Below are 25,365 nucleotides of genomic sequence, written 5' to 3'. Positions count from 1 at the left end.
AAACGTTCAACTCGTGCAGAACGTTCAGGGTGTATCAACGGCACGACGTTGTGTGCCGACGCGTTGAAGAGGAGGAATGTCGTGGTTGCGGTGCCTGTCGAGAGTCGGACGTACCTGCCCGAGGAGGTGGTTGCGGGGAGTTTCGCTCAGATCGTGAGCAAGTTGAGTCCCAGTGATGGGCGGGCGGCCACCCCGTGCCTGGTGGTTGACGGTGAGGAGGTGGTACTCAGCCCGGAGGTCGCCGAGGTGCTCCTTCAGGTCGCGGAGGCGATGCGGCAGGGGATGGCGGTGACGGTGGCCCCCCAGGCCATGCGCCTGACCACCCAGGAGGCGGCGGAGCTGCTCGGCATCTCACGATCCACCCTGGTGAGGCTGCTGGATGCCGGGGAGATCCCCTTCGAGAGGGTCCGTCGGCACCGCCGCCTGTATCTCGCGGATGTGCTGGAGTACCAGAGGCGCCAGCGCCGTGACGCCCGAGAGGCCCTCTCGGACATGGTCTCGGACACGCAGGCCATGGGAGACTATGACCTTGACCCCGAAGAGGTGCGTCAAGAGTTGAGGAATGCGCGGGCAGAAGGTTGAATCGTGGCATTCTCTGCGGTCCTCGATGCCTGTGTCCTGGTTCCAAGCGTTCTGCGTGATGTCCTTATCGAACTCGGTGTGATGTCCGTATACAGGCCAGTATGGAGCGGTCGGATCGAGGAGGAGATGGAGAACGCGATCTTCCGGATTCATGCAAGGCACGGTAAGGATGAAGAGGAGTCGCGCTCCTATGTCCTGCGGATGCGAAAGCAGATGAACCGGGCGTTGCCAGATGCTCGGGTCGGCGACTGGGAGGACTTGCTTCCCGCTGTCCCTGGGATGCGGGACCCGAATGACAGGCATGTGGTTGCCACTGCTCTGTCCGGTCGTGCCGATGTGATCGTCACTTTCAACCTCAGGGACTTCGAGGACGGGGCGCTTCCGGGGGGCCTTTTCTCTCAGTCGCCGGATGACTTCCTGCTGGATCTGCTGGATCTACACCCCGACCTGGTGATGGCGGCGCTGAGAGCGGTCTCCTCTCGCAGCGGCCGCAAAGGGCCGAAATGGACGGTCGACGATGTGATCGGTTGTCTCGAGCACGAGGGTCTCAAGGACTTCGCCGCCACCTGCCGTTCCCATGCCGTGCGGTGAGTGGGGGCGAGAGCGAACTGGTGATCCGCGGATGTGGTGCGGTGCCTCGGTGTGGTGCTCGTGGTGCATCATGGGGGGATGACGATTCGCGACATCGCCGTCGAGCCGCCCACGGCCGGATCGGCCACCCCGCCCTCCCGCGAGCCCGACCGCACGGGCCCCGGCGCCGTGAGCAGCGCTGTGGGCATCGCCGTCGAGGCCGAGGAGGCCCTGGTCCCCACCGCCCTGGAGGAGACCACCCCCGCCGCCCTCATGGCCGGGGCGCTCCCCGCCGAGCGCGCTCCCCGCCCCCTGAGCGTCTTCGACCTCATGCGCATCGGCATCGGCCCCTCCTCCTCCCACACCGTGGGCCCCATGCGGGCCAGCCGCGCCTACGCCACCGCGCTGGCCCAGGCCCTGGCCGCCGTCGGCCCCGGCCATGGTGGCGCCACGGCGCCGGCCGTCAGCCGCCTGACTGTCGAGCTCTACGGGTCGCTGGGCGCCACCGGCCGCGGGCACGCCACCGACCGGGCCGTCCTCATGGGGCTGGCGGGCCACGAGCCCGAGAGCGTGCCCGCCGAGGTCTGCGCCTCCCACATGGAGCAGGTCGGGGCGGCCGAGGAGTTGGTGATCCACGGCGTCGGGCCGGTGCCCTTCACCCCCGCCGCCGACATCCACTTCCTGCCCGGCCGGGTCCTGCCCTACCACGTCAACGGCATGACCCTGACCGCCTATCGGCCCGACGGCGGTGAGATCCTGCGCCGCACCTACTACTCCGTGGGCGGCGGCTTCGTCATGGAGGACGTGGGCACCCCCGGCGCCCCCTCGATCCAGGCCCTGTCGTCGGCCTCGACCACCCAGGTGCACGCCACCCCCGCCCCCTACCCCTTCACCACCTCCGCCGCCCTGCTGGAGATCTGCCGGCGCGAGGAGCTGGGGGTGGCCGACGTCGTACTGGCCAATGAGATCTCCGCGCGCCCCCGCCATGAGGTCATCGCCTACCTGGACCGGCTGCGCTCGACCATGCGCGCCTGCATCGAGGCCGGTATCCACGCCGAGGGCACCCTGCCCGGCGGACTGGGGGTGCGGCGCCGCGCCAAGGCCCTCCACGAGCGCCTCCAGGCCCAGGCCGTCGGGCCCGGCAAGGCCTTCGCCATGGCCGACCCGCTGCGCGGCATGGACTGGGTGGACCTGTTCGCCCTGGCCGTCAACGAGGAGAACGCGGCGGGGCGCCGGGTGGTGACCGCCCCCACCAATGGCGCCGCCGGGATCGTGCCGGCCGTCCTGGCCTACTACGAGCGCTTCATCCCCGGGGCCGACGACGACGGCGCCCGCCGCTTTCTGCTGGCCGCCACCGCCGTGGGGGGCCTGATCAAGACCAATGCCTCCATCGCCGGGGCCGAGGTGGGCTGCCAGGGGGAGGTGGGGTCGGCCTCCTCCATGGCGGCCGCGGGCCTGGCCGAGGCGCTGGGCGGCAGCCCCGCCCAGGTGGAGAACGCCGCCGAGATCGCCATGGAGCACAACCTGGGCCTGACCTGCGACCCGGTGGGTGGGCTGGTGCAGATCCCCTGCATCGAGCGCAACGCGGTGGCCGCGGTCAAGGCCATCAACGCGGCGCGCATGGCCCTGTGGGGGGAGGGGCGCCACGCCGTCAGCCTCGACACGGTGATCGAGACGATGCGCCAGACCGGGGAGGACATGCTCGCCAAGTACAAGGAGACGTCCCGCGGCGGCCTGGCCGTCAACGTCATCGAGTGCTAACCCCTTCTTTTCGACAATTTGCATGAGATCGTACTTCTCCGGGCCTGGAAAAGTACGATCTCATGCAAATTGTCGAAGGTTAGGGGAGGGGCAGGGTCAGCAGGAAGGCCACGCACATGACGACCTCGACGATCCCCAGGACCCCGGGCCGCAGGGGCCGGTGGCGGGTGCGCACCAGGCGCCACTGCCACAGCGGCATCACCAGGGAGCGCAGCGCCAGCACCACCCACAGGACCGCATGCGCCACCGGCAGGTAGCCGCCCGAGGCCAGCCAGCCCGTCACCGAGGCCACCACCGCATGCGCCACCACGGTGCCGGCCAGCAGCGGGTAGTTGAAGCGCTCGCGGATCATCGACTTGATATAGGGCACCGTCCCGCAGAAGTAGGCCGTCGTCATGCCCGTGACCAGCCACATCCAGGGCCAGCCCGTGAGCGCGCCGTTGGGCGAGGCCCCCGGCAGCTCGGAGGCCCCGGTGCCCAGGCCCAGGAAGCCGCCCGCGCCGCGCACGGCCAGGCTGTAGGTGACCGCCGCCATGAGGGAGGCGGCCGCCGTCGTCACCAGCCCCGAGATGAGGGAGCGCTCCCGCCCCCGCCACACCTGGTGCAGGGCGATGGCGAACAGCGGGGCGAGGGGCACCATCCACTGCACCAGGAAGGGGGCTGCCAGGAGCGTGATCAGACCCAGCAGCGCCGTCCAGCCCGTGTAGGCCAGCAGTGGAACCAGGATGAGGGCGCGGCGCTGCGGCGAGCGCGTGCGCAGCCACTGCGACCATGCCCAGTAGGTGAGGTAGGCCCCCCACCAGGCGGGCAGGAGCAGCAGGTTCACCCAGGACCAGCCCCCCACCATCCAGCCGACGATCGGCGGCAGCACCAGCATCGACCAGGCGCCGTGCTGGTGGGGCACCCAGGCCTTGCGGCCCGGTTGGCGGCGGATCTGCTCCTGGGTGGGCCGGGGCGCCGGCTGGGGCCTGCCGGTGGACAGCATGATGTCGTCCCCAGGGCCGGGCCTCGACTGGTGGGAGGGGGCGGAGCGAGGCACCGCAGGGCCCGACGACGGCGCACTGGCGCGCACGGGGTCCTGCTCGGGGGCATCGGCCTGGTCGCTGATGCGCTCCACCCTGCGCTGGGAGGGCCCGGAGGGGCGGGACTGGCTCACGTCGACCAGCCTATCCTCCCGACCTTCCGGCGCCCCTACCCGCGCCCCGACGCGGATCGATGGCGATCTTGACGCCGACGTGCTCGCGGGCCGCCTCCACGGCCTCGCGCCACTGGTCCAGGCCGAAGGTGTGGGTGACGATCGCGGTCTCGTCGAGGAGCCCGCCGGCCAGCATCGCCACGGCGTCATGCACATCGGCCCGCGTGGCATTGGATCCCCCCGAGACCGCGAGCTCCTCGTAGTGCACGGTGTTGGGCTGGATCGAGGCGCGCGAACCCTTGGGGAAGCCCGCGAACCAGCTGACCCGCCCACCGGGCGCCGCCAGCTCCAGGGAGGCGTCGGCCAGCTCCGCGGCCCCGATGGCCACGATGACGACGTCGGCCCCCCACCCGCCGGTGGCCTCAGCCACCGCCGCGGCGGCCTCCTGGGGCGCCACTGCCTGGGCGCCCAGCGCCTCGGCGACCCGCCGGCGCTGCGGGTTGCGCCCCGAGACGATGACCCTGCCCGCCCCGGCCGCCAGGCACAGCCGGGCGTGCAGCAGGCCGATCGGCCCCCCGCCCAGGATCACCACCGTCTCCCCGGGGTTGACCCCGCCGTGGCGGCGGTGCCCGTTGAGCACGCAGGACACCGGCTCGGCCAGGGCGAGCCGCGTGGCCGGCATCTCGCGGTGGGGCGCCACCGGGATGACGTTGCCGCGCGCCACCGCCCGCGCCGGCACCAGCACGTAGGGGGCCAGGCCGCCGTCGATCCCGTAGCCGAAGAGCTCCATGGAGGCGCACAGGTGCTCCCGCCCCCGCAGGCAGGCCCGGCACACCCCGCAGGAGACGACGATCGAGACTGTCGCCTGCTGGCCCACCGCCAGCCCGCCCCCACCGCCGGGGCTCCCCTGGCCGCCTTGGCCCCCCGGGCCCTCCAGCCCCTCGCCCAGGGCGGCGATGCGCCCGGCGATCTCATGGCCCAGGGTCACCCCGGGGCGCACCCCGCTGGTCTTCTCCCCGGAGATGATGCGCAGATCCGTGCCGCAGATCGTCGTGGCCTCCACCTCGAGCAGCACCTCCCCGGGGCCGGGGACCGGGATGGGCTTGTCGGTCAGGGCGGCGTCGCCCGGACCGCGCAGGGTCAGGGCCGGCATCGTCCCGGATGCGGGGGGATCCGTGTGCTGGCGCGTCATTCGGGGCTCCTGCTCGTGCGTTCCGCGTCTTGTGGGTACCAACATCTCATGCTTCACTGACTGATGGCCGCTGCCTGGCCCAGCTGGTCCCGACATCGAGGTCGGGGCGCCGCGCCCCGGGTCCACGGCCCGCCCACCCGTCCTCGACCGCCTCATGTCCCGTCGTCGATCAGCTGATGATCCTGCGACCGCCCGATGACCGCCTGACGACCACCGTCCGACCTGCCGACCAGCGAAGGAGCTGAGCAGCCATGACCCGACTCCTCAACACCCCCGACGACTTCCCCGCCCAGGCCGTGGCCGGCCTGGCCAGTGCCTTCCCCTCCTACCTCAAGCCGGTCTTCGGCGGAGTCGTGCGGGCCACCCGCACCGCGCCGGGCAAGGTCAGCCTCGTGGTGGGCGGCGGCTCGGGCCACTATCCGGCCTTCGCCGGCTGGGTGGGCCAGGGATTCGCCGACGGCGCCGTATGCGGCAACATCTTCTCCTCGCCCTCGGCTGCCCAGGCCTACTCGGTGTGCAAGGCCGCCGACCGCGGCGCCGGCATCCTCATCGGATTCGGCAACTACGCCGGCGACGTCCTGCACTTCGGGCAGGCGGCCGAGCGCCTCATGAGTGAGGGCATTGACACCCGCTGCGTCCTGGTCACCGACGACATCGCCTCCGCCGGCCCCCAGGAGCACCTCAAGCGCCGCGGGATCGCCGGCGACCTGCCCGTGTTCAAGGTGACCGCGGCCGCCTGCGAGGAGGGCCGCAGCCTCGATGAGGTCATCGAGGTCTTCAACCGGGTCAATGACCGCACCCGCTCCTTCGGGGTCGCCTTCGGCGGCTGCACCCTGCCCGGCGCCCCCGAGCCGCTGTTCCGCGTGGAGCCGGGGACCATGGGGGTGGGGCTGGGTATCCACGGCGAGCCCGGCATCCGCGACGCCGAGCTGGGCACCGCCGACGACGTCGCCCGCCTCCTGGTCGAGGGCCTGCTGGAGGACCGGCCCCGGGACGCCGGCAGGCGCGTGGTGCCCATCGTCAATGGCCTGGGCGCCACCAAGTACGAGGAGCTGTTCGTGGTGTGGAACGACATCCGCACCCGCCTGCTGGACGCGGGCCTGGAGGTGGTGGACCCCCAGGTCGGGGAGTTCGTCACCAGCCTGGACATGGCCGGGCTGTCGCTGACCCTCGTGTGGCTCGACGAGGTCATCGAGCCCCTGTGGCTCGCGCCCTGCGACACTCCTGCCTTCCGCCGCGGCTCCGTGGCCGTGGTCGAGCTCGATGACACCGAGCTGCCCCAGGAGGCCGAGGCGGTGGTCGTGACCGCTGAGGGCAGCCCGCAGTCCCGCCGGATCGCGGCCGGCGCCGTCAGGGCCCTGGAGGCCATCAGCGCGGTGCTGGCCGACCGCCAGGCCGAGCTCGGCCGCCTCGACTCCGTGGCCGGCGACGGCGATCACGGCATCGGCATGGCCCGCGGCTCGGCCGCCGCGGCCAGTGAGGCGGCCGCCGTGGCCGGGCAGGGCGCGGGCGCCTCGACCACCCTCACCGCCGCCGGGGCCGCCTGGTCGGCCAGTGCCGGCGGCACCTCCGGGGCGCTGTGGGGCGCGGTGCTCACCGCCTTCGGTGCCGCCCTGGGGGACGAGGCCCCCTATGGGGCCGAGCGCATCGTGGCGGCCGCCCGCGCCTGCCTGGACGCCGTCCGGCGCCTGGGCGGGGCCGAGCCGGGGGACAAGACCATGGTCGATGCCATGGCGCCCTTCGTGGAGGCGCTGGCCGCCTCCGACAGGCCCCTGCCCGAGGCCTGGCAGGAGGCCGTGGCCGCCGCCGAGGAGGGGGCCCGGGCCACCGAGGGGATCGTCGCCCGGGTGGGGCGCGCCCGGCCCCTGGGGGAGAAATCCCTGGGCACCCCGGACCCCGGGGCCGTCTCCTTCGTCGAGGTGGCGCGCGCCGTCGGCCCCTTCCTGGCCTGAGCGGCCCGCCGGGCCCGCAGGCAGCACCGAGCCCGGCACCCCCGACCGGGCGGGCCTGACCGGATAGGCCGGTGGCGCCGGTGGGGGATGCCGGGCTCGCGGGGCGGCCTCGCGGGGCCGCCTCAGCCGCCCAGGGCCGCCGAGACCACCTTCTTGGCCTCCTCCTGGACCAGGGCCAGGTGATCGGCGCCCTTGAAGGACTCGGCGTAGATCTTGTAGACGTCCTCGGTGCCCGAGGGGCGGGCCGCGAACCAGGCGCTGGCCGTGGTGACCTTGAGCCCTCCGATCGCCTCGCCGTTGCCGGGCGCCTCCACCAGGCGCGCGGTGATCTCCTCACCGGCCAACTCGGTGGCGGTGACATCGGAGGGCGAGAGCGCGGCGAGCTTGGCCTTCTCCTCCTTGGAGGCGGCGGCGTCGATGCGCGCGTAGGCGCTGTCGCCGAAGCGCTCCACCAGCTCGGCATGCAGCTGGGAGGGGGAGCGGCCGGTCACGGCGATGATCTCACTGGCCAGCAGGGCCAGGAGGATGCCGTCCTTGTCCGTGGTCCACACCGTGCCGTCCTTGCGCAGGAAGGACGCCCCGGCGCTCTCCTCCCCGCCGAAGCCCAGGGAGCCGTCGAGCAGACCGGGCACGAAGTGCTTGAAGCCCACCGGCACCTCCACCAGGGGGCGCCCGATGGCCTCGGCCACGCGGTCGATGAGCGAGGAGGAGACCAGGGTCTTGCCCACCGCGCAGTCCGGCGCCCAGCCGGGGCGGTGGGTGAAGAGGTAGTCGATGGCCACGGCCAGGTAGTGGTTGGGGTTCATCAGCCCCCCGTCGGGGGTGACGATGCCGTGGCGGTCGGAGTCGGCGTCGTTCCCGGTGGCGACGTCGTAGGGGGTGCGGCCCTCGGCGTCGGGGGTCATGATCCCCCGCAGGGAGGCCATGGCGTTGGGCGAGGAGCAGTCCATGCGGATCTTGCCGTCCCAGTCCAGGGTCATGAAGGGCCAGGCCGGGTCGACCTCGGGGTTGACCACCGTCAGCTCCAGGCCGTAGCGCTCCCCGATCGCCCCCCAGTAGTCGACGGCGGCGCCGCCCAGCGGGTCGGCGCCGATGCGCACCCCCGCCTCGCGGATCGCCTCCATGTCGATGACGCTGTCCAGGTCGGCGACGTAGGTCTCCAGGTAGTCGTGCTTGAGCACGTAGGGGCCGTCCAGGGCGTCGGCGATCGGCACGCGCGGCACCTCGCGCCAGCCGTCGGCCAGCAGCTCGTTGGCGCGCGCCGCGATCCACCCGGTGGCCTCCGACCCGGCGGGCCCGCCCGTGGGCGGGTTGTACTTGAAGCCGCCGTCGCGGGGCGGGTTGTGGGAGGGGGTGACGACGATGCCGTCGGCCAGGCCTGGTCCCGAGGTGCGCACGCCCGCCTCGGTGCCCGCACCGTTGGCCAGGAGGATCGAGTGGGAGACGGCCGGGGTGGGGGTGTAGGAGCCGCGTGCGTCGACGGCGGTCATCACCCCGGCGCCGGAGAGCACCTCGATGGCGGTGCGCCAGGCCGGCTCGGACAGGGCGTGGGTGTCGCGCCCCAGGTAGAGGACGCCGTCGGTGCCCTGGGATCGGCGGTACTCCACGATCGCGGCGGTGGTGGCCACGATATGCGCCTCGTTGAAGGCGGTGTCCAGGGAGGAGCCGCGGTGTCCGGAGGTGCCGAAGACCACCCGCTGGGTGGCGATGGCGGGGTCGGGGACGAGGTCGTAGTAGGCGGAGACGACCTCATCGACGTCGATGAGGTCGTCGGGCTGGGCTGGTTGTCCTGCGCGTGGGTGCATGGGGGCAGTGTGTCACGGGCCACTGGGGCCGTCAGCCCGTTTCGCTGCCCGGGCATCGCGGCATCTCGCAGCGCGGACATGCGGGGCGCCTTGGCGGGGCAATGGTCCTAAACGATCCTCGTCGCTCCTGCCGGGCAGGGTGCGCGCCCGCCCTGCCGCGCCCCGGCCGGGGCGCAGGCCGGAGGGCCGCCCTGCCGCGGCGGATCGTGCAGTGGGACGGCCCTCCAGCGGGCGGTGGCTGGTGGTCAGTCGTCCTTCTTGTGGTGGAACTTCTCGCGCAGGGCCTCGACGCGGTCCTCCCACTTCTGCTTGCGCTCGGCCTTGCGCTCCTCGCGCAGGATCCGGGAGGCCTCGCGGTCGGCGGTCTCGGCGGCGGCCTCGGCGGCCTCGAGCTCGTCGACGACCTCCTCGGCGTCGCGGCGGAGCACCGCGCCACCCCGGGAGGTCACGATGGTGTCGAGCACCTCGGGGGTGACCTCCTCGACCTCGGCGACGATGGCGGTGGCGCCGGCGGGCAGGTGCTGGCTGATCTCGCCCAGGGCGGTGTCCACGTGGTCGGCGCGGTCGGCGTCGGAGTAGGAGCCGACCAGGGCCCCGGCGCCCCACCCCACGAGCATGCCCAGGGGGCCGCCGAGGACGCCGATGAGCGTGCCGACCAGGCCGCCGGTGACGGCCCCGCCGCCGATGACGTTGTCCTCGCCCTCGGCGAAGCTCAAGTGGCCGTTGGTGTCGCGCTTGGCGATGACGGCGGCGTCGATGCCGATGCGGTCCTCTCCTGCGGCCTGGCGCAGCTCACTGAGGGCCTCGTAGGCCTTGCTGGACTCGGGGAATGTGGCGATGGCGAAGATGTGAGCGGTCATAGATCGATCCTTCCGATGAGTGGTTGTGGTCTGGAGCATTCAGCGTGAAGATTTGACCTGACGGTAGGCCGAACTATTCGGGAGAAGTTGCTGTAGCCATGGGCGGGGTGGAGGAGGAGCGGTCGGGGCCGACGGCCTCGGCAGTGCCGATGGGCGCGGTCTGCCGGACGGCCCGGATGCGGTGCCGGCCTACGACGGCGCTCCAAGACGCCAGTGGCCCGGGCCTCGGGTCCCGGGCCTCCTGGGTGGGATCGAGGCCGGGCCGCCTCGGGGATCCGGCCTTGAGGGGGGTGGGGCGACGGCGGGTCGGGGGCCGGTCTGCTGCCGCGCCGCTAGAGTGAGCCGGGCGTATGAGCGCCCCGACACCGGGCCGTCCGCCGTGCCAGTGCCGGCAGCGCGGCGACCACGCTTGAGCGGCGCGCCGGGTGAGCGCTCTAAGCGTGCTTCCAGGACAGTCCCAAGAACCAATGGAGGAATGATGACCGTCACCCGCATCGCCACTGATCAGGCCCCCGCTGCTGTGGGCCCCTACGCCCAGGGCGTCTCCACGGGGCAGGGCGCCGGCTCGCTGGTCTTCGTCTCCGGCCAGGTGCCGCTCGACCCTGCGACCGGCGCCCTGGTGGAGGGCGACGTGCAGGCGCAGGCCGAGCAGGTGCTCAGGAATGTGGGCGCGATCCTGGCCGAGGCGGGCCTGGGCTACGGCGACGTCGTCAAGACCACCGTGCTGCTGGCCGATATCAGTGACTTCGCCGCCGTCAACGAGGTCTACGCCCGCTACTTCACCGGCGAGGCGCTGCCCGCCCGCGCGGCCTTCGCCGTCGCCGGCCTGCCCTTGGGCGCGCGGGTGGAGATCGAGGCTGTCGCCGCCCGGTCCTGAGCGCGGGGGCGCTGCCGGCGACTAGCCTGGTGGCGCTTCGTGTCCTGCTCTGAACGGAGGGTGCCATGTCCGACCTGATCGTCCGCTGGGGCGGTGCTCGCGCCGTCGCCTCCCTGGGCCTGAGGCTCCTCCTGGTCCTGGTCTTGATGGTGGGGCTGCCGCTGTGGGCCCTGTGGCCCTTCGGCGACAGTCACACGCCCCAGGTGGAGGTCCACGACGAGGCGCAGGTGCTTCAAGCCGAGGCGGTGGGCCGGCAGTTGGAGGAGATCGGCTTCCGCAAGGAGGTGAGGCTGGCGGTGGTGACTCTCGACGTGGGGTACGACGAGAATCTCAACGCCGCCGTCCTGGAGTACGCCCGCGCCAAGGAGCCCGGCTGGATCGACGACAACCCCAACTACTGGGCCGACGGCCTGGTGATCCTGGCGGTCTCGCCGACGGGGCGCTGGGTGGGCTGCTACTTCGGTGAGGACGTCAAGGTCGATCTGGCGACCCAGGAGCGCATCCAGGAGTCGGCCAAGAGCAGCTTCCGGGCCGGCGACTGGGCCGGAGGCATCGAGGCGATGGCGCGCTCCAGTGCGCAGGTGATCGGCAGGCCGGTGCCCTCGGAGACCACGATCGTCCTGCTGTGCATCCTGGGGGTCGGTGGCGGGGCGATCCTCCTGGGGTGGATGCTGTGGGCGCGGGGCGAGGCCCGCCGTGCCTTCAAGCGGGCCTCGCGCCACTACGCGCAGGTGACCGCCGACTATGACGCCACCCAGATACGCGCCGGGCTCATCCCCACCGACGACGCCCATGGAGCCCAGGTGCTGGCCCGCTTCGGCTGGTTCGAGGACCGCTACGCCAGCCTGACCCGCGCCTTCCACGACTTCGGGCAGCCGCGCGGCGCCGGTTGGTTCGCCGTCGGGCTGGCCTCCAGGGCCAAGGTGATGGAGGGCCGGGCCAGCGAGCTGGACTCCATGGACGACGCCATCGCCAACACTGCTGCCCTGCTCACCCTCTCCCATGGCTGGCAGGATGCCTGGGCCAATGAGACAGGCCCGGTGCGTGAGGACCTGGCCTCCTTGAGGTCGTTGTGCGCGTCGGTGAAGCACCAGAGCAGCAGGGTCGATGTCGAGCCCGAGCGCGCCTGGGCGCGCCAGTGCAGCGACCAGCTGGCGCAGATGACAGGCGATCTCGCCAGCGGAAGCCTGACGCCGCCGGCCGCTCTCGATGAGCTCGATGCGATCTCCCAGGAGGCGCGCGTGCGCGCCGATGCCCTGGCCCGCAGGGCCCTGGAGGCGGATTCCTCCTCCGTGGGGCGCACTCGGCTGCAGCGCTACGAGAGCGACTACTCCCGCAGGTCGCGCTTCGGCTCCGCGCACTACGCGGGCTGGTGGATCCTCGATGGGCACCGCTCCTCCTACAACCCGGCTGCGACGATCCGGATCAACCCGGACTCTCCCGGGGCGGCCGCCTCGGGGGTGCGGTGGACGGGGGCCGGCTCGTCCTCCCAGTTCTCCTCTCCGATCGAGGGCCTGGTGACGGGCTACAGCGCGGCGGTGAGCTACACGCCGGCCAGCACCGGCTCCTCGGGCGGCTTCTCCGGGTCCTCCTTCTCCGGCGGCTACTCCGGGGGCAGTTTCTCGGGGGCCGGTTCCAGCTCGCACTTCTGAGCGGTGCCGAGGGGCGCGCCGCCGCCTGCCCCAGTGGCAGAGCCGCCCTGGGCTCTCGGCGCCTGATCGTCCTCATTTCTTACTGTAAAAGTACTGCTAAGGGGGTGGGGGTAGGGGTCAGGGGCGGATTCCTGCGGAGAAGTGGGGCTGCGCGGTGCTGCTGTCAAGCGGGCTGTCAACCTACTGTCAAGCCCTTGACAGCAGCCCTGCGGTCCCTGCTGGGCCCGTCGCACATCTTCAGATCCTGCTCCGCCCGCTGGTCCCTGCTTTTCCGCGGGATCTCGCAGGGTGCTGAGGCCAGGAGGGTCCGAAGATGTGCAACGACGGCTGCGGTCGCGGGTGCGGCGTCGGATCCTGGGCGCCGCACGCAGACGGGTAGGCTGGCCGGCATGTCGAAGAAGAAGCGCCAGGGGCGCCGTCGGGCCGCTGAGCCCAAGGCCGCCAAGCCCAAGAAGATCGAGTTCGTCGCCCGCCCCTTCGCAGGGATCCCGGCCGAGGAGGGCCTGGTGGCGATGATGCAGATCATCCCCGCCGCCACCGCCACCGTGCGCCTGACCCAGGAGTACGGCGGGGGCGAGGTCCAGCTCGTCACCCTCCTGCCCGAGCTCGCCCAGGCGATGCGGCGGGCCGACGGCGAGGTGCTCGTCGCGATGCAGACCACCGTGCACTCCGGGGACGCCTCCCGCGATGTGGCGGCAGCGCTCATCGACGCCCTGGAGCTGGAGGCCGGGCGGGGGCTGGCGCGCCAGGGCCTGCCCGAGCCGGGGCCGCGCCTCCAGGACGTCCTGGACCTGAGCGTGGAGCCCGTGGTGGACGTGCGCGAGGTCCTCGACTTCTGGGTCGACGCCGAGTCCGCTGCCGATGAGGAGACCGCCCGCGCCATCGAGAGCTCCAAGGAGGAGCTGCCGCCCACGCGCCCGGTGCCCGGGGTGGACCACGCCTACTGGTGCCGCATCAACGGCAAGGAGTTCGTGCGCTGGGTGCGCGGGGAGGATGAGGACGAGTTCTTCAACGCCTTCGCGCGTGTGCATGCCGCTCGGGAGTCGGACCTGGAGGAGGGCGCCCGCTTCATCGGGGCCTTCCGCGCCTGCGGGCTGGCGATCCCCGTGTGGGAGCTGGTGCCCGGAACCGAGGCCGAGGAGCTGACCGGGCCGCTGACGGCCATGGGCCAGCGCCTGGACGCCGCGCTCGCGGAGAGCGGGCCGCTGGATGCTGCCGCACGCCGCGCCAAGGCCGGCATCATCTCCCGCCAGGTCAACCTCTGAGGGACTGCTCCCGAGCCCTGACCACTGGAGCCGCGCCCGCCGTCGAGCACCCCGACGGCGGGCGCGACTCTGCTCGCCGGGGCGGGGAGGTGAGGTCATACTCATATGAGTATGAATCTTGCTCATTCGGATATGGCGATCTACATTTGATGTAGAGAATCTGCATCTAGCGCATGGTCGCCTGTTGGATGGAAGGAGCGCCGATGCTGCGGTTCCTGCGCCTGGAGAACTGGAAGTCCTACTATGAGCCGGTCGAGTTCAGCATGGTCGCGACGCGTGAGCGGCGTCATGGGGAGCGGCTGGCTGCGATGCGGCGCTCCCGCATCCTGCCTGTGGCGGCGGTCTACGGGGCGAACGCCTCTGGCAAGTCCACGCTTGTCGATGGTTTGGAGGCACTGCGGAACCTGGTGCTTGATGCCCGTCCGGTGGGGGGAGCCCTGCGCATGACGCCGCACCTGATCAAGGGCAGGCAGGAGCCCACCGTCTTCACCATCGAGTTCGTCGCGCCGGACGGCTCGATTCAGGAGCACGTCTTCCTCTACGAGGTTGTTGCTGATCGGAGGCGGATTCACCGCGAGTCCCTCGTCTTGGTGAAGTCCCAGAGCGAAGAGGTCGTCTTTGAGCGGGAGGGGGACGAGATCGAGCTCTACGGCGACCTCGTGGAGAACCGCCGGGCGCAGGCCTATCGGACGGTCGTGGCGCCCAACGAGACCTTCCTGGGGGTCCTCGGGGTCGACGGCGATACTCCGGTTGCAGTCGCCCGACGGTGGTTCGAGCAGTGCCTGACGATCATTCGTCCGGGATCGGAGTACGTCCATCTTCCGGCGCGCCTCGATGCTGATGAGATGTTCGCCCAGGCGATGAATGAGGGGCTGACGCGAGCGGATACGGGAATCTCGAGACTGGATCTCGAGGACATGAGGGTCAATGCGCTCTCGCTCAAGGCGGAGCAGATCGATGCCCTCATCGAGATGCTGCAGGACGAGGGGGGCACTGTCGTCATCGGCACGGGGGATAGGGACTGGGCGCTCCTGTCCCTGTCCGAGGAGGGCGAGCCGATGGCCAGGCGACTGGTGACCCTCCATGAGGTGGAGACCGGTCCCGGCGAGGAGGAGCGCGCCTCTTTCCGGCTGCACCTGCGCGAGGAGTCCGACGGCACCCAGCGTTTCATGAACCTCCTGCCGGTTCTCTTCCAATTGCGCAAGGAGGACGCCCGTGGTGTCTTTGTCATCGACGAGTTGGAGAACTCCATGCACCCGAGGCTGACGCAGGAGTTCATCCGCTCCTTCCTCGATGGGCTCGATGCGCACGATCGGCGCCAGCTCATCTTCACCACCCATGAGATCCAGCTCATGCGCTCCGATCTGCTGCGACGTGACGAGATCTGGGTGGCGGACAAGGTGGATGGGGACTCCAGGCTGACCCGGGTCTCCGACTTCGCCGGTATCGGGGTGCGCAAGGACGCTGATCTGCTGTCCTTCTACATGTCGGGGCGGATCGGCGGGGTGCCGAGGATCTGAGGGTGGAGATGGGCAGGCGCAAGACGAGGCCGTTAGGCCGTCGGGGAGGCAGTGCTCCCGGAAGCCGGTCGCCCAAGGAGGTGGTGCACTTCTGCGTCGAGGGACTGACGGAGGAGCGCTATCTCCGGGCGCTCCTGGAGCACCGGTACCCGGAGATCTTCGTGCCGAGGTTCCTCGGGCGTCGGGGCAAGGGAAGGGCATGGAAGACCTCACTGGTCAATCTCGTGCGCGCCGCCAAGCAGGGGGAGCGGTCGTGGCAGCGGTCGGAGCGTGGGCAGGTCATCTGGATCGTGGCCGATGCGGCGGCGAACGAGGTGCACCAGGCTGAGCTCCAGAGGTGGCTGGATGACGCGGTCCACCACCAAAAGCCTCACGCCATTCCAATGAAAATTCCCACCCGATCCCGAAACCAGTCTAAAGCGTCAGGAGTGAGGCCAAACCAAGAACGATCCATCCCGGAGGGAAGCCGAGCCTCTCTCCGGGATGGCGTCGCAAGTCAGATGATCTGCCACGCAACCAGTGCCAGATCACCCAAGTCGACGATATCCAACTCTTCGATCTGTTCAACAAGTTCGAAACTCATGATTAATCACCTCCCTTCTCTTCCCTCGAGTCCGTCACAGACAGCTCAAGGAGTAGTCGGCGATCGCGAAGGCCATCGATAAAGGCACAAATCCTATCCTGTAACGCAACGGAGAGTCCATCCCATTGGATGTCACATTCAGCCAACGCCGCCCTTACACTGTTACCTCCAGCGAAAGCATAGATAATCTTAACTCCGAATTCGGGAATAAGGTACATGTGGTCGCTATTGCGTTGATAAACCAACTTTTGACCTTCTTGATCACGAACCGAGATACTGTCAGCTATGTAGCAATCATCGAGTTCCATGATTCTTCCTCTCCACAACCTAGTGAATCAACTCTAAAAGTGTTCGGCCCTCTGGCGGGCGGATCCAGCACATCGGATCTCCTTGAAACGGATCTCCGGTCCACGCTAGTGCCATCGCCCTACATCCGCCATAAGAATCGATTAACTCACATCCAGCGCAATTCCCGCGAATATTGCTGCGATTGCGAAGTTTGCGCATAATGGGCGCATTATCCCAGATATCTTTCAAGCTCTGCTCCCTCAGATCACCAGCCTCTATAGGCAATGTAACACAGGGTGCCACTTTGCCATCGACGGTGATCCTACATAATACACTCGCTGCGCCACATCCGATGTATTTTCCTTTCTCCTCAGGTGCAAGAAACTCACCGACTCGGCAGTCATGCCAGAATACCTCGATATCGCTTCGTCGATTCTTCTCGGTAGCCCAGTACCTAATTATGTCTCTGAGTTGATCTCTCGAAGGACTAAGAGTCCGAGTTCCTCGTCCTGTAGGCACGAACTCTGAGAGGTTAACTGCATCAGCACCAAGATCTGCAGCGAAATCTATCATGCGGAACGCATCTTCGATGTTCAGAAGCGTCGGCGTAAAGCCGACAATAGTCCGAATACCTGCGTCCTTGAGGTGCTTTACTGCTGTAACGGCCCGATCGAATGAGCCTGGTCTCGGTCGCATGCGTTCATGAACAGGTGCGGTTACGCCGTCGATGCTAACTGTGCACCTGGTGATCCCGGCATCTCTGATCCTTCTCGCCATCACCGCATTAATCGCCCACCCGCTGGTCCCTATTCCTACTAGCAAACCTGCGGAGGCAGCGTATTCTGACACTTCTTCCCAGTCTCGCCGAAAAAGGGGCTCACCTCCGCTCATAGCCAGGATGATAGTGCCTAGGTCTTGCAGCTGGTCAATGAGGTCCTTCGCTTCTTGTGTCGTGAGTTCGCGCGGGTGCCGGGAATCCGAGTTCGAGTAGCAATGCACACAACCCAAATTGCAAAGAGTCGTTGTTTCCCAGACGACATATAGAGGTTTGATAATGTTCTGCATAGCGTTCTCCTTTCCTAGTTCATCATTCTACGAAGATTCAATACAACGTATCTTCGGCAGCGTCGTTACGAGCAAATCCCCTAGCGCTGAACTTCCCAGCTGGCGCTGTCCCCCCAGCAGTCGCAGCAGCAGTTCCTCAGTAGATTGGTCTTGAACAGTCGAACAATCGATCACGACGGTCGTATCCACAGTAGAATATGTGTGCGTAATAATATTCGCGTACTCGAAAGCCGGCTCAGGCCAACAATCCATGAAAATAAGCAAAGGCCCCCTGCTGACATTCGTAAATACATCTGCGAATTTGTCTTGACAAATAGATGTGACAAATTCGGACATTTCGCAATACCCGAGATACTGCCGCATCCAATTACGCTTCATTTCCGAAATCTCGATAGAATACACGTGTTCGATTGGCGCGATTCCTGATACTGCTACTATACAAGCACTTAATACACTGGTCCCAAGTCCCGAGCCGACATCGATAATAGTACGCGGTTTGTAATCCGCCAAGAGTTCTTCATAGCGGCTTGCAGCAACCTCCGAGATAGGAAATGCGCGATATTCCATCAGCAAATCTAAACCTTCACCCGAGATCGACATAGGCATTACGTGTCGATCAATTATTAGTCTGGAGGACCCTCCTTTCTCACAGCGTCTGATATCTTCTTGACTAAATCTTGCACGCGATACTTCTCTCTTCATGATGCCCCCGTAAGAACTCGCCGCGTCATCTCAGAATTTTCGAACGAAGCCAACTCGAAAATGATCAACGCGATATCATTTCGATGCGGAGTATATACATTTGGGGCGGTTTTTTTTAACATGTCCCAAATCATGCAATCGCAGAATCTCCTCACAAACTCCCTTAGCGTCCTCACCATATCTATCTTGTAGTATACTCAAGTCTATCTTCAGTAACTTAGTTAAACAAAGAATGGCGGTCCGCCTCGCAGTATCAGACTGATTTAGCGTGATTGGCTTTATAACCCGTCCAGTATCCATACTCTTGCGATAGCTACCAAGATTTGGCGCATTCTTAAAAAGCGTGTTCCCCATAAATGACATAGCAGCAGGCCCCAATCCTAAAACTGATTCTCCCATCCATTCACCGCATTCGTGGATAGTGATCGATTTAGTGCTAATTGCGTAATGATCCGCCGCGTATTCATGGAATCCTCTATTGATTAGTAAATCGCGCGCCTCATCATCAACCTTCATCAGTTCCTCTGATGTCATACGGTCAAACACTTCTATTTCGCGTAATCGGAAGGCCGCTGAATATGGGCCGTTTACGCAACGATAATGTGTAATGTGGTCAGGCCGCGCATCGATGATAGTATTCAGTGTGGTCAAGCAACTAGCTTTATCCTGTATCGGTAGACCGTACATTAAATCAATATTCACGCACAGTCCCGTAGAGTGACAAGCATCGACTAATTCCGAAATCCTACTTAAACCAGTCGTTGGTCGTCGACTGGCCTCGAGAACGGCAATATCGAGGCTTTGTACTCCGATACTGATTCGCGTAATTCCCGCGTCGGCATAAGTTCGAAGTACGCTCGCAGTATCCAGGTCTGGAAACGTTTCAAGAGTGATCTCGACATCATCTGCGATTGGGAAGGAATATCGAAGTTCTTGCACTAACTGAGATATTCTTTTTGCGTTAAGTTCTGAGGGCGTTCCACCGCCAAAGTATATGCTGGACACAGCGTGTGAAACAGTTCCGCTCAGAGCACGATAGTTTCTCACATCGCTGACTATCGCTTCTGACAGCGCTTCTTTGGTCCTCTCCGAATAGGAGCGTATGGTGTAATACATACAGAACCGGCATTTTCGAGGACAGAATGGTATGTGCACATAGATATGCCACGGTTCTTGTGGCGGTGAAGCTGTAAATATACTATATCGGCTAATGTTCATGATGCTGCACTTCCTTCAAAATACTACTGTGCCTCGTTAATAGTGATAGAATAAAACCTAGACAACCTAATGCTCCACACATTGTCCAGAGGAGAATTTCGAGGTTGTTCTCCAATGCGAATCCGCCGGTAACTGGTGATAAGACACTAGCTGTACTTCCCTGTGAGGTTGTGAACGCGGCTGGCGGGGGTTTGGCCGTTGATGGCGGTGTGGGGTCGGTGGTGATTGTAGTGGTGGAGCCAGGCCTGGTAGGCGGTCTCGCGCTGGGTCTGGCTGGTGTAGGTGTGGGCGTAGGCCCACTCGTCTTGCAGGGTGCGGTTGAAGCGCTCGACCTTGCCGTTGGTCTGCGGCTGGTAGGGACGGGTGTAGCGGTGCTTGATGCCGGCTGCGGACAGGACCTGGTTAAAGGCCCGTGAGCGGTAGCAGGCCCCGTTATCTGTCATGACAGCGCCGACAGTGATGCCCAGGTCCTCGAAGAACGCCTTGGCGCGCTGAAAGAACCCCGCGGCACTTTCCTGGGTCTGGTCGGCCAGGATCTCGGAGTAGACCACACGCGAGTAGTCGTCTATCGCGTGGTGGATGTACCGGTAGCCTCCGACCGGGCCGCCCCGGCGGCGGGTGCGGGTCTTGGCGCGGTCCGCGGCCAGGGCGGGCGCTGAGCCACGTCCGTGAGCGCGCCAGCCCCCGCCGTCGGGGATGCGGCCGAGCTTCTTGATATCGACATGCACCAACTGGCCCGGGGCACTCTTTTCGTAACGCACCGGCGCAGGGCGGCGCACCGCCAGCCCGGTGGCCCGGTCCACCTCGGCCAGGCGGGGCATGCGGTAGCGCTCCAGGACCCGCCCTACTGTGGAGCGTGCCAGGCCCAGGTGGTAGGCGATGCGGTGGGGCCCCCACCGGCGGTTGAACCTCAAGGCGATGATGCGCCGCTCAGTGCGCCTTGCCAGCCGCCCTGGGCTGTGGTGGGGGCGGGCGGAGCGGTCCTCCATGGGCTGGCCGGCCCGGTACCGGCCCACCCACCGGCTGGCGGTGGCCGGCGAGACCTGGAAGCGCTCAGCCGCCCGGCGCACGGGCCATCCCTGCTCGACCACCAGGACAGCAAGACGACGACGCCCCTCAGGGGTCAGTGGTGCGTTAGCGTGGGTCATGAAGGCCTCCGGTCAGTGATGCGAGTGTGTCAACCCACATCCTGCCGGAGGCCTTCACTCACCACCCACCCCGTTCACAACCTCCCGAGGAAGTACAACTAGCCAGCGAAAATGCGGCAGCTAAGTATCCCATCCATCGGCCTCGATTCGCTGAGGTTGTCAACTGGGATACTGCCGCTGGACCTGCTGTTGCGACGAGTATTTCACCTATAGACCAGAAAATTGTCTGCAGGATAAAGGCCATAAGAGTAGCCAACGCCATGGTGAGCGAGAAGCCTATGCCTAGAATTAGACACCCGATTCCCAACGAAAGCGTAGTCCCCCAATTCTTCACGAGAACGTTGACCCATGGCTGACAGATGATCACAACAGCGCCATTTATTGCTGAGAGTATTCCCCAGTCAAAGGCGCTGTATCCATAACGATTAACCGTGAGTGGAAGCGCCGTCCATGCCTGTGTTTGGACCATCCACGAGAAGAATGCTATCAAAATAACGAATAGTAGTGGCGTTACACGCCTTGACGTCTCCGAATGCTTCGTAGACGTTTTTTCAACTGAAGGTAATTCATGCAACGATGACAAACCATAGAATAGCAAAATTAAGGCTGTCATACATGTTGCTGAGTCAAGTAGGAATAGGAGTAGGAAAGATTTAGTAGCGATAAATCCCCCCAATAAAGACGCGATAATGAATCCTGCATTTCCAGCCCAGTAGAGTAGTCCGTATGCAGCAGCAGTCATTTCTTCTGAAACAATGTCTCCAACTAGCGCAGTGGAGGCTGGTCTTGACATCCCGGCACAGCATCCAATAGCGAATACAATGATAATCAGTGTGACTGTATTCGCTACAAAACCGATACATCCCGTTAACGCGGAACTAATAAGAAGATTGACGTAGATAATTGGCTTACGACCTATTCTGTCAGAAATCCATCCGGCACTGAGCGACGAGAGAAGACAGCCGATTCCGTAACATGCTATAGTTAGTCCGATTACATCTTCAGTATTTCCCAGCGACTTAAGATATAGGGGAAGAAATGGCAGCAAGAAGGTACCGAGAGAGTTGGCTAATGTTGCGGCGGCCAAGTAGTATACTTGGTGCGGTAGGCTAAATTTATAGCGTTTCATGATGCAGACTCACAACTTGCTTGATTATTGATCCAGCAGTGAGGGTCAGTAGCCATCAAATTTCCGGTGACTGCATATGCTGTCGCACGGCAGCCGCCGCATTTGTCGCGGAAAACGCACTTGCCACAAAGTCCCAGCAATTGGTTCCGGTCTCGTAATCTAACTGCAGTGGGAGAGTTGTTCCAGAGGTATTTGAAAGAGTTCTTTCGTAAGTTGCCAATACTGTACGGAAGTACGACGCAGGGATAAACGTCACCTGTCGGAGAAATTGCGCCCTGTCCTCGCGCGGCCTGACACCCTTGGAAGAGCGGATTGCAGGCTAGATCAGGGGCCACCATGGCCAACTGAGCGAGGTGGGTAGTCATGGTAATCGACGGGTGCTCACGCCGGGCGGAATCCCACCATTCCAAGATCTCTCGCCATTCATGTGGATCCAGGTCGATTTCAGTGTTCCCTCGGCCTGTCGGAACTAATTGTGATAAATTGAACCCGTCAACCCCTGCAGATAATGCATATTCAAATGCAGGAATTAATTCCTGCCAGTTCAATCGATGTACCGTGAAGCAGACCTTCGTTGTTATTCCGGCATCCTTGCTATTGTCGATCGCTTTGCGAGATTTTTCGAATAGGCCTTTCCGTCCGCGTATTGAGTCGTGGGTTTGTGCGAGCCCATCGAGAGATATTTGAATTCGCGTCACTCCGGCTTGGGCCAACGACTTGGCTCTCTTGGGAGTAAGCGCCCATCCGTTGGTTCCGACGCCGACGGTGAGCCCAAGATCTGACGCTTTTTCGGCAATACATTCCAGGCTGCGGACCAGGAGGGGTTCTCCGCCGCTAAATGCTACATCAAGTAGACCGTCTCGAGCAAGCAACTCAAGGTGATTAAGAACCTCATTGGTCGTTAATTCGTCCGGCGATCTATTTTTGGATGCTGCATAGCAGTGGATGCACTTAACGTTGCAGGCATTAGTCAATGCCCAGACAACATGAAAGGGCATGTAATCGCTCATTTTTCCACCTGGCTGCCTCTCTCAAGTAGATGGCGTCTTTGACCATGATGGTTAAGTATACTTCGATACGCATCGCATTCATAGGTCTTTGGATGTGAGGTATATATATTATAATGTTATCTTAAGAGTTTTCTTACGCACATAGGTGGTGTGCACGACCTACCGCCCATTAGGCACAACGGCCTTGAAGCGGCGCCTTACCAGGTCCGTCGGGCGCCGGTTCTGAGATGCTGAGCGGGTCGTGCTGGGCGGCTCGGCGCGTCTGACGCCGTGCAGCGGGCCCAGAGCGCCTATGAGCCGCTCGGCAGTGCACCGGGCGACGTTGACCGGCCCCGTCACGCTCGGTCGGCCCGGCCTCGAGCTCCTGTTGGTTGTCGTCGATGATGGAGTTGATGATCTCCACCAGTGATCAAGGTCAGCCTGGGCGAAGTGCGCATTTGCCTTGTGCAGCATCTCATTGGCCTGACGCAGCTCTCGGCTCTCCTTCTCCAGTCCCTTGATTCGGGCTGCCTCGTCGATGGTGGCTCCCGGGCCCAGGCCGCTATCGACCTGGGTCTTCTCGACCCAGGAGCTCCCAGCCTCAGGGCTGCACCGTAACTCCTTAGCGATCCTGTGCACGGCGCCCAAGGCGACACCTACGAGGTACGTCCTCTCCGAGAAGCGACGCCCAGTCCGCCAAGCGACGCTCTTCTTTCTGGCCAAGGCTTGCCACCAGCTCCGATGTTCCCACCCGATCTAACCTGCGCAGCGCTCGGAGAGAATTACTCGCCGATCGAGCAAATGGCTCCTGACCTGGATAAATGTAAATAATGGCACGCCAGCGAATACCTGTGGTACCTGGCTGACGGGACGCCCTCTGAGGCGGTCCCCGAGGGTCCGTCCTGCCGGTGGCGGTGCCAGTCGGCGCGCATCCCGATGGCGGGCGCGGCTCTGCTTGCCGGGGTCTGCGGGGCGGTGGTCAGCGGCGCAGTGAGCGCTGGCCCCGTGCGACGATCCGGCGGGTCGCCGGGCCCGGTTCCTGGCTCAGCCACTGCCGGCACAGGTCGCTGGCCCAGTCCGGGCGGGTCTTGGCGGCGTCGTTGATCCAGTTCGCCACCGAGTCCTGGACGTAGCGGGACGCATCTGCCCGCAGCGGCTCCAGCAGCGCCCGCCCCCGCTCCGGGTCCTCCTTGAGCTCGGGGATATGTGGGGCCCAGACGCCCCGTGGTCGCAGGGACTCGCTCGCGAAGCGGCGGATCCGCTCCGAGGGGTCGGCGGTCCAGGGGACCAGGGCGGCCACGGCCTCGTCCAGGCTGCCGGCCAGCTGCGGGCGCGCCGCCAGCCAGGCCCACTCCCTGACGCCGAAGTGCGGGTCGTCGGCTGCACCGCGCACCGAGGCCAGGACCCCCGTGATCGACTCCTGCCGCTCCTCCCAGGCCGCTGCCTGCGCGAAGACGGCCCAGCCGCGCACCGTATCCGAGGCGTGCCCCGCCAGGGACCCGAGGGCCTGCGGCCCCATGTGGGCGTGCAGGGCCCGCCCCATGGCGCGCATGCGCGCCAGGATCCCCAGGGAGTCGGCGCCCCGAGCAGCATCCCTGAGCCCTTCCGGGGCCTCGGGCAGGACCGCCGCCAGCAGGCGGGAGTGGCTGATCGCCAGGATCTCGGCAAGGGTTCGCGACTCGCCGCCGCCGTTGAGCTCCGCGAGTCTGTCGGGGCTCAACGAGGCACGGCTCATGGGCTCATCGTATCGTCAGGCCGAGCCGGCCCGCCCTGGCAGTACGGCTCAGCCCGGTAGCACGGCTCCGCCCGCGGGCGTGGCCCGCCTAACGGGCCGGTACTGGCCGGCGCCCGGCCGGGGCGGCGTCAGCCGCGCGCCAGGCGGGCCACCCTCCGCAGGTGCTTCTTGCGGCGGGAGGCCCCGCCCTTGTCGACCTTGCCGTAGTTGACCCACCGGCGCCTGCCCATGCCCAGCTGCTTCATCACCGACCCCAGGAAGACCCCGTTGATGGCATTGCCCGCCAGGCGCTTGAGGAACCAGGTGGGGGCGGTCGAGGTGGTCAGCACCAGGACCTCCCTGATATGCGTCAGGCGCCCCTTGATGCCCGTGCGGGTGGCCGTGTAGGCCCAGTTGTGCTTCATCACCTTGTCCACGAAGCCCTTGAGCACCCCGGGCAGCTCGCTCCACCAGATGGGGGCGATGATGATGAGGCGCGTGGCGCTGTCGATGAGGTCCTGGTAGCGGGTGACCAGCGGGTCCGTGGTGCCGCCCTCCCCGAACAGCGCCAGCTCCTCGGTGGTGTAGCGGGGGTCGAAGCCATCGGCGTAGAGGTCGATGACGTCGTAGGGGCGCCCGGCCTTGTCCAGGGCGGTGGTGGCCGCCTCCAGCACGGCGTGGTTGAAGGACCCCTCGTAGGGGTGGGCGTAGATGATGAGGGTGCGCTCGTTCTTGCGGCTCATGGATGATCTCCTATCGTGATGGCGGCGTGCAGCGCCCGGCGCATGAACTCCGGGTCCGCGGTGGTGGCCCCTGCCGCGATGAGCTGGGTGTAGCCCTGGAGGCAGGACCAGATGATGAGGTGGAGGGGGTCGGGGTCGGCTCCTCTCGTCGCGGCGAGGCGCTCCACCTCGCGGCGTATGGTGGCCAGCAGCGGGTGGTGGGCGTCGGGGTCGGCCATGGCGGCGATGGCCACGGGGCTGAGCTGGTTGAACTCGAACAGGTGCGGGTGGTCCTCGGCGAGCTCGACCAGGAGCAGGCCGATCGCCAGCAGGGACTCGGCGGGGTCCTCCTGGAGGGAGCCCGCGGCGCGGCGGCCCAGGCTGGTGGACAGCTGCCTCAGGGCGGCCTGGAAGAGGCCGGTCTTGGAGGCGAAGTGCTTGTAGCAGGCGGGCGTGGTCACCCCGCAGGCGCGGGCCACCCCGGCCAGGGTGACCGCTGGCCAGCCCTGGGAGTCGATGAGCTCCAGGGCCGCTGCGATGAGCCGCTCACGCGTGTCTGTGCTGCGGCGGTCCAGGACGAGGGTCACACATTGAGGTTAACGGCATTCACTTATCTGTCAAGGGTGCGGTGGGGCG

At 65.8% G+C, this 25,365-nt stretch carries 21 protein-coding genes; 8 read left to right on the top strand and 13 right to left on the bottom strand.

The genetic code is table 11. The features are described from left to right. Positions 1–153: 153 nt before the first annotated feature. From MANAM107_RS05020 to MANAM107_RS05010, 3 genes are all read left to right on the top strand, one after another. Positions 154–582, top strand: a complete 429-nt coding sequence (locus MANAM107_RS05020) for an excisionase family DNA-binding protein (protein ID WP_308443643.1) — start codon at positions 154–156, stop codon at positions 580–582. Positions 583–585: 3 nt separating this feature from the next. Further along, a complete protein-coding gene (locus MANAM107_RS05015; protein WP_223911920.1) occupies positions 586–1,173 on the top strand; it encodes a PIN domain-containing protein in 588 nt (195 codons plus the stop codon). Positions 1,174–1,425: 252 nt separating this feature from the next. Then, positions 1,426–2,913 carry an L-serine ammonia-lyase gene (locus tag MANAM107_RS05010; protein ID WP_223912861.1) on the top strand — a complete coding sequence of 496 codons (1,488 nt, stop codon included), beginning with the start codon at positions 1,426–1,428 and terminating at the stop codon, positions 2,911–2,913. Between the two features lie 79 nt (positions 2,914–2,992). Here the strand turns inward: MANAM107_RS05010 and MANAM107_RS05005 are convergent, their stop codons facing one another. Beyond that, positions 2,993–4,069 carry a YwiC-like family protein gene (locus MANAM107_RS05005; RefSeq protein WP_223911918.1) on the bottom strand — a complete coding sequence of 359 codons (1,077 nt, stop codon included), beginning with the start codon at positions 4,067–4,069 and terminating at the stop codon, positions 2,993–2,995. A gap of 10 nt (positions 4,070–4,079) precedes the next feature. Continuing rightward, entirely contained in the window at positions 4,080–5,240 is a 1,161-nt protein-coding gene (locus MANAM107_RS05000; RefSeq protein WP_223911916.1) for an alcohol dehydrogenase catalytic domain-containing protein, read from the bottom strand. Between the two features lie 251 nt (positions 5,241–5,491). Here MANAM107_RS05000 and MANAM107_RS04995 point away from each other — a divergent pair, with 251 nt between their 5' ends. After that, positions 5,492–7,192, top strand: a complete 1,701-nt coding sequence (locus tag MANAM107_RS04995; protein WP_223911914.1) for a dihydroxyacetone kinase family protein — start codon at positions 5,492–5,494, stop codon at positions 7,190–7,192. 122 nt (positions 7,193–7,314) lie between these two features. Here MANAM107_RS04995 and pgm read toward each other — a convergent pair whose 3' ends face one another. Beyond that, positions 7,315–8,997, bottom strand: a complete 1,683-nt coding sequence (gene pgm, locus MANAM107_RS04990; protein WP_223911912.1) for a phosphoglucomutase (alpha-D-glucose-1,6-bisphosphate-dependent) — start codon at positions 8,995–8,997, stop codon at positions 7,315–7,317. A gap of 245 nt (positions 8,998–9,242) precedes the next feature. Continuing rightward, positions 9,243–9,857 (bottom strand): DUF1269 domain-containing protein, encoded by a 615-nt coding sequence (locus tag MANAM107_RS04985; RefSeq protein WP_223911909.1) that lies wholly within the window; start codon positions 9,855–9,857, stop codon positions 9,243–9,245. A 478-nt stretch (positions 9,858–10,335) separates the two neighbouring features. Here MANAM107_RS04985 and MANAM107_RS04980 point away from each other — a divergent pair, with 478 nt between their 5' ends. From MANAM107_RS04980 to MANAM107_RS04965, 4 genes are all read left to right on the top strand, one after another. After that, on the top strand, positions 10,336–10,734 hold the full coding sequence (locus MANAM107_RS04980; RefSeq protein ID WP_223911906.1) for a RidA family protein: 399 nt from the start codon (positions 10,336–10,338) through the stop codon (positions 10,732–10,734). 65 nt (positions 10,735–10,799) lie between these two features. Further along, positions 10,800–12,386 carry a DUF5129 domain-containing protein gene (locus MANAM107_RS04975; RefSeq protein ID WP_223911904.1) on the top strand — a complete coding sequence of 529 codons (1,587 nt, stop codon included), beginning with the start codon at positions 10,800–10,802 and terminating at the stop codon, positions 12,384–12,386. Between the two features lie 389 nt (positions 12,387–12,775). Continuing rightward, on the top strand, positions 12,776–13,651 hold the full coding sequence (locus MANAM107_RS04970; protein ID WP_223911901.1) for a DUF5926 family protein: 876 nt from the start codon (positions 12,776–12,778) through the stop codon (positions 13,649–13,651). A gap of 203 nt (positions 13,652–13,854) precedes the next feature. Further along, positions 13,855–15,171: an AAA family ATPase gene (locus tag MANAM107_RS04965; RefSeq protein WP_223911897.1), complete on the top strand. Its 1,317-nt coding sequence runs from the start codon at positions 13,855–13,857 to the stop codon at positions 15,169–15,171. 910 nt (positions 15,172–16,081) lie between these two features. On the opposite strand, the gene MANAM107_RS13225 is transcribed toward MANAM107_RS04965, so the two are convergent. The 9 genes from MANAM107_RS13225 to MANAM107_RS04920 all read right to left on the bottom strand — a co-directional run bounded on the left by MANAM107_RS13225 (position 16,082) and on the right by MANAM107_RS04920 (position 25,316). Further along, positions 16,082–17,107, bottom strand: a complete 1,026-nt coding sequence (locus MANAM107_RS13225) for a radical SAM protein (RefSeq protein WP_223911893.1) — start codon at positions 17,105–17,107, stop codon at positions 16,082–16,084. 27 nt (positions 17,108–17,134) lie between these two features. Further along, entirely contained in the window at positions 17,135–17,713 is a 579-nt protein-coding gene (locus MANAM107_RS04955) for an O-methyltransferase (RefSeq protein WP_223911890.1), read from the bottom strand. 171 nt (positions 17,714–17,884) lie between these two features. Then, entirely contained in the window at positions 17,885–18,925 is a 1,041-nt protein-coding gene (locus tag MANAM107_RS04950; RefSeq protein ID WP_263421927.1) for a radical SAM protein, read from the bottom strand. A 248-nt stretch (positions 18,926–19,173) separates the two neighbouring features. Continuing rightward, positions 19,174–20,175: an IS481 family transposase gene (locus tag MANAM107_RS04945; RefSeq protein ID WP_223911884.1), complete on the bottom strand. Its 1,002-nt coding sequence runs from the start codon at positions 20,173–20,175 to the stop codon at positions 19,174–19,176. Positions 20,176–20,233: 58 nt separating this feature from the next. Further along, entirely contained in the window at positions 20,234–21,304 is a 1,071-nt protein-coding gene (locus tag MANAM107_RS13220) for an MFS transporter (protein WP_223911882.1), read from the bottom strand. Continuing rightward, the gene (locus tag MANAM107_RS04935; protein WP_223911879.1) at positions 21,301–22,314 is read right to left on the bottom strand and encodes a radical SAM/SPASM domain-containing protein; all 1,014 of its coding nucleotides are present in this window, start codon (positions 22,312–22,314) and stop codon (positions 21,301–21,303) included. The genes MANAM107_RS13220 and MANAM107_RS04935 overlap by 4 nt, the downstream gene beginning before the upstream one ends. 958 nt (positions 22,315–23,272) lie before the next feature. Further along, a complete protein-coding gene (locus tag MANAM107_RS04930; RefSeq protein ID WP_223911876.1) occupies positions 23,273–24,028 on the bottom strand; it encodes a DNA alkylation repair protein in 756 nt (251 codons plus the stop codon). Between the two features lie 128 nt (positions 24,029–24,156). Continuing rightward, a complete protein-coding gene (locus MANAM107_RS04925) occupies positions 24,157–24,750 on the bottom strand; it encodes an NAD(P)H-dependent oxidoreductase (protein ID WP_223911873.1) in 594 nt (197 codons plus the stop codon). Then, the gene (locus MANAM107_RS04920) at positions 24,747–25,316 is read right to left on the bottom strand and encodes a TetR/AcrR family transcriptional regulator (protein ID WP_223911870.1); all 570 of its coding nucleotides are present in this window, start codon (positions 25,314–25,316) and stop codon (positions 24,747–24,749) included. Before MANAM107_RS04920 ends, MANAM107_RS04925 begins: the two co-directional genes overlap by 4 nt. Between the last annotated feature and the right edge of the window lie 49 nt (positions 25,317–25,365).

It is taken from the genome of Actinomyces capricornis, from assembly GCF_019974135.1.
Taxonomy (GTDB): domain Bacteria; phylum Actinomycetota; class Actinomycetes; order Actinomycetales; family Actinomycetaceae; genus Actinomyces; species Actinomyces capricornis.
Note: the sequence above shows the minus strand (reverse complement) of the source record. Positions and strands in the feature narration are given on the sequence as shown.

Bases quoted from the DNA above. Each gene is read 5' to 3' on its own strand.
- MANAM107_RS04975 (WP_223911904.1), top strand. From the start codon at position 10,800: ATGTCCGACCTGATCGTCCGCTGGGGCGGTGCTCGCGCCGTCGCCTCC.
- MANAM107_RS04945 (WP_223911884.1), bottom strand. From the start codon at position 20,175: ATGACCCACGCTAACGCACCACTGACCCCTGAGGGGCGTCGTCGTCTT.
- MANAM107_RS04935 (WP_223911879.1), bottom strand. From the start codon at position 22,314: ATGAGCGATTACATGCCCTTTCATGTTGTCTGGGCATTGACTAATGCC.
- pgm (WP_223911912.1), bottom strand. From the start codon at position 8,997: ATGCACCCACGCGCAGGACAACCAGCCCAGCCCGACGACCTCATCGAC.
- MANAM107_RS13220 (WP_223911882.1), bottom strand. From the start codon at position 21,304: ATGAAACGCTATAAATTTAGCCTACCGCACCAAGTATACTACTTGGCC.
- MANAM107_RS13225 (WP_223911893.1), bottom strand. From the start codon at position 17,107: ATGCAGAACATTATCAAACCTCTATATGTCGTCTGGGAAACAACGACT.
- MANAM107_RS04950 (WP_263421927.1), bottom strand. From the start codon at position 18,925: ATGTATTACACCATACGCTCCTATTCGGAGAGGACCAAAGAAGCGCTG.
- MANAM107_RS04925 (WP_223911873.1), bottom strand. From the start codon at position 24,750: ATGAGCCGCAAGAACGAGCGCACCCTCATCATCTACGCCCACCCCTAC.
- MANAM107_RS04930 (WP_223911876.1), bottom strand. From the start codon at position 24,028: ATGAGCCGTGCCTCGTTGAGCCCCGACAGACTCGCGGAGCTCAACGGC.
- MANAM107_RS04980 (WP_223911906.1), top strand. From the start codon at position 10,336: ATGACCGTCACCCGCATCGCCACTGATCAGGCCCCCGCTGCTGTGGGC.
- MANAM107_RS04985 (WP_223911909.1), bottom strand. From the start codon at position 9,857: ATGACCGCTCACATCTTCGCCATCGCCACATTCCCCGAGTCCAGCAAG.
- MANAM107_RS04965 (WP_223911897.1), top strand. From the start codon at position 13,855: ATGCTGCGGTTCCTGCGCCTGGAGAACTGGAAGTCCTACTATGAGCCG.
- MANAM107_RS04995 (WP_223911914.1), top strand. From the start codon at position 5,492: ATGACCCGACTCCTCAACACCCCCGACGACTTCCCCGCCCAGGCCGTG.
- MANAM107_RS05000 (WP_223911916.1), bottom strand. From the start codon at position 5,240: ATGACGCGCCAGCACACGGATCCCCCCGCATCCGGGACGATGCCGGCC.
- MANAM107_RS04955 (WP_223911890.1), bottom strand. From the start codon at position 17,713: ATGCCTATGTCGATCTCGGGTGAAGGTTTAGATTTGCTGATGGAATAT.
- MANAM107_RS05010 (WP_223912861.1), top strand. From the start codon at position 1,426: ATGGCCGGGGCGCTCCCCGCCGAGCGCGCTCCCCGCCCCCTGAGCGTC.
- MANAM107_RS04970 (WP_223911901.1), top strand. From the start codon at position 12,776: ATGTCGAAGAAGAAGCGCCAGGGGCGCCGTCGGGCCGCTGAGCCCAAG.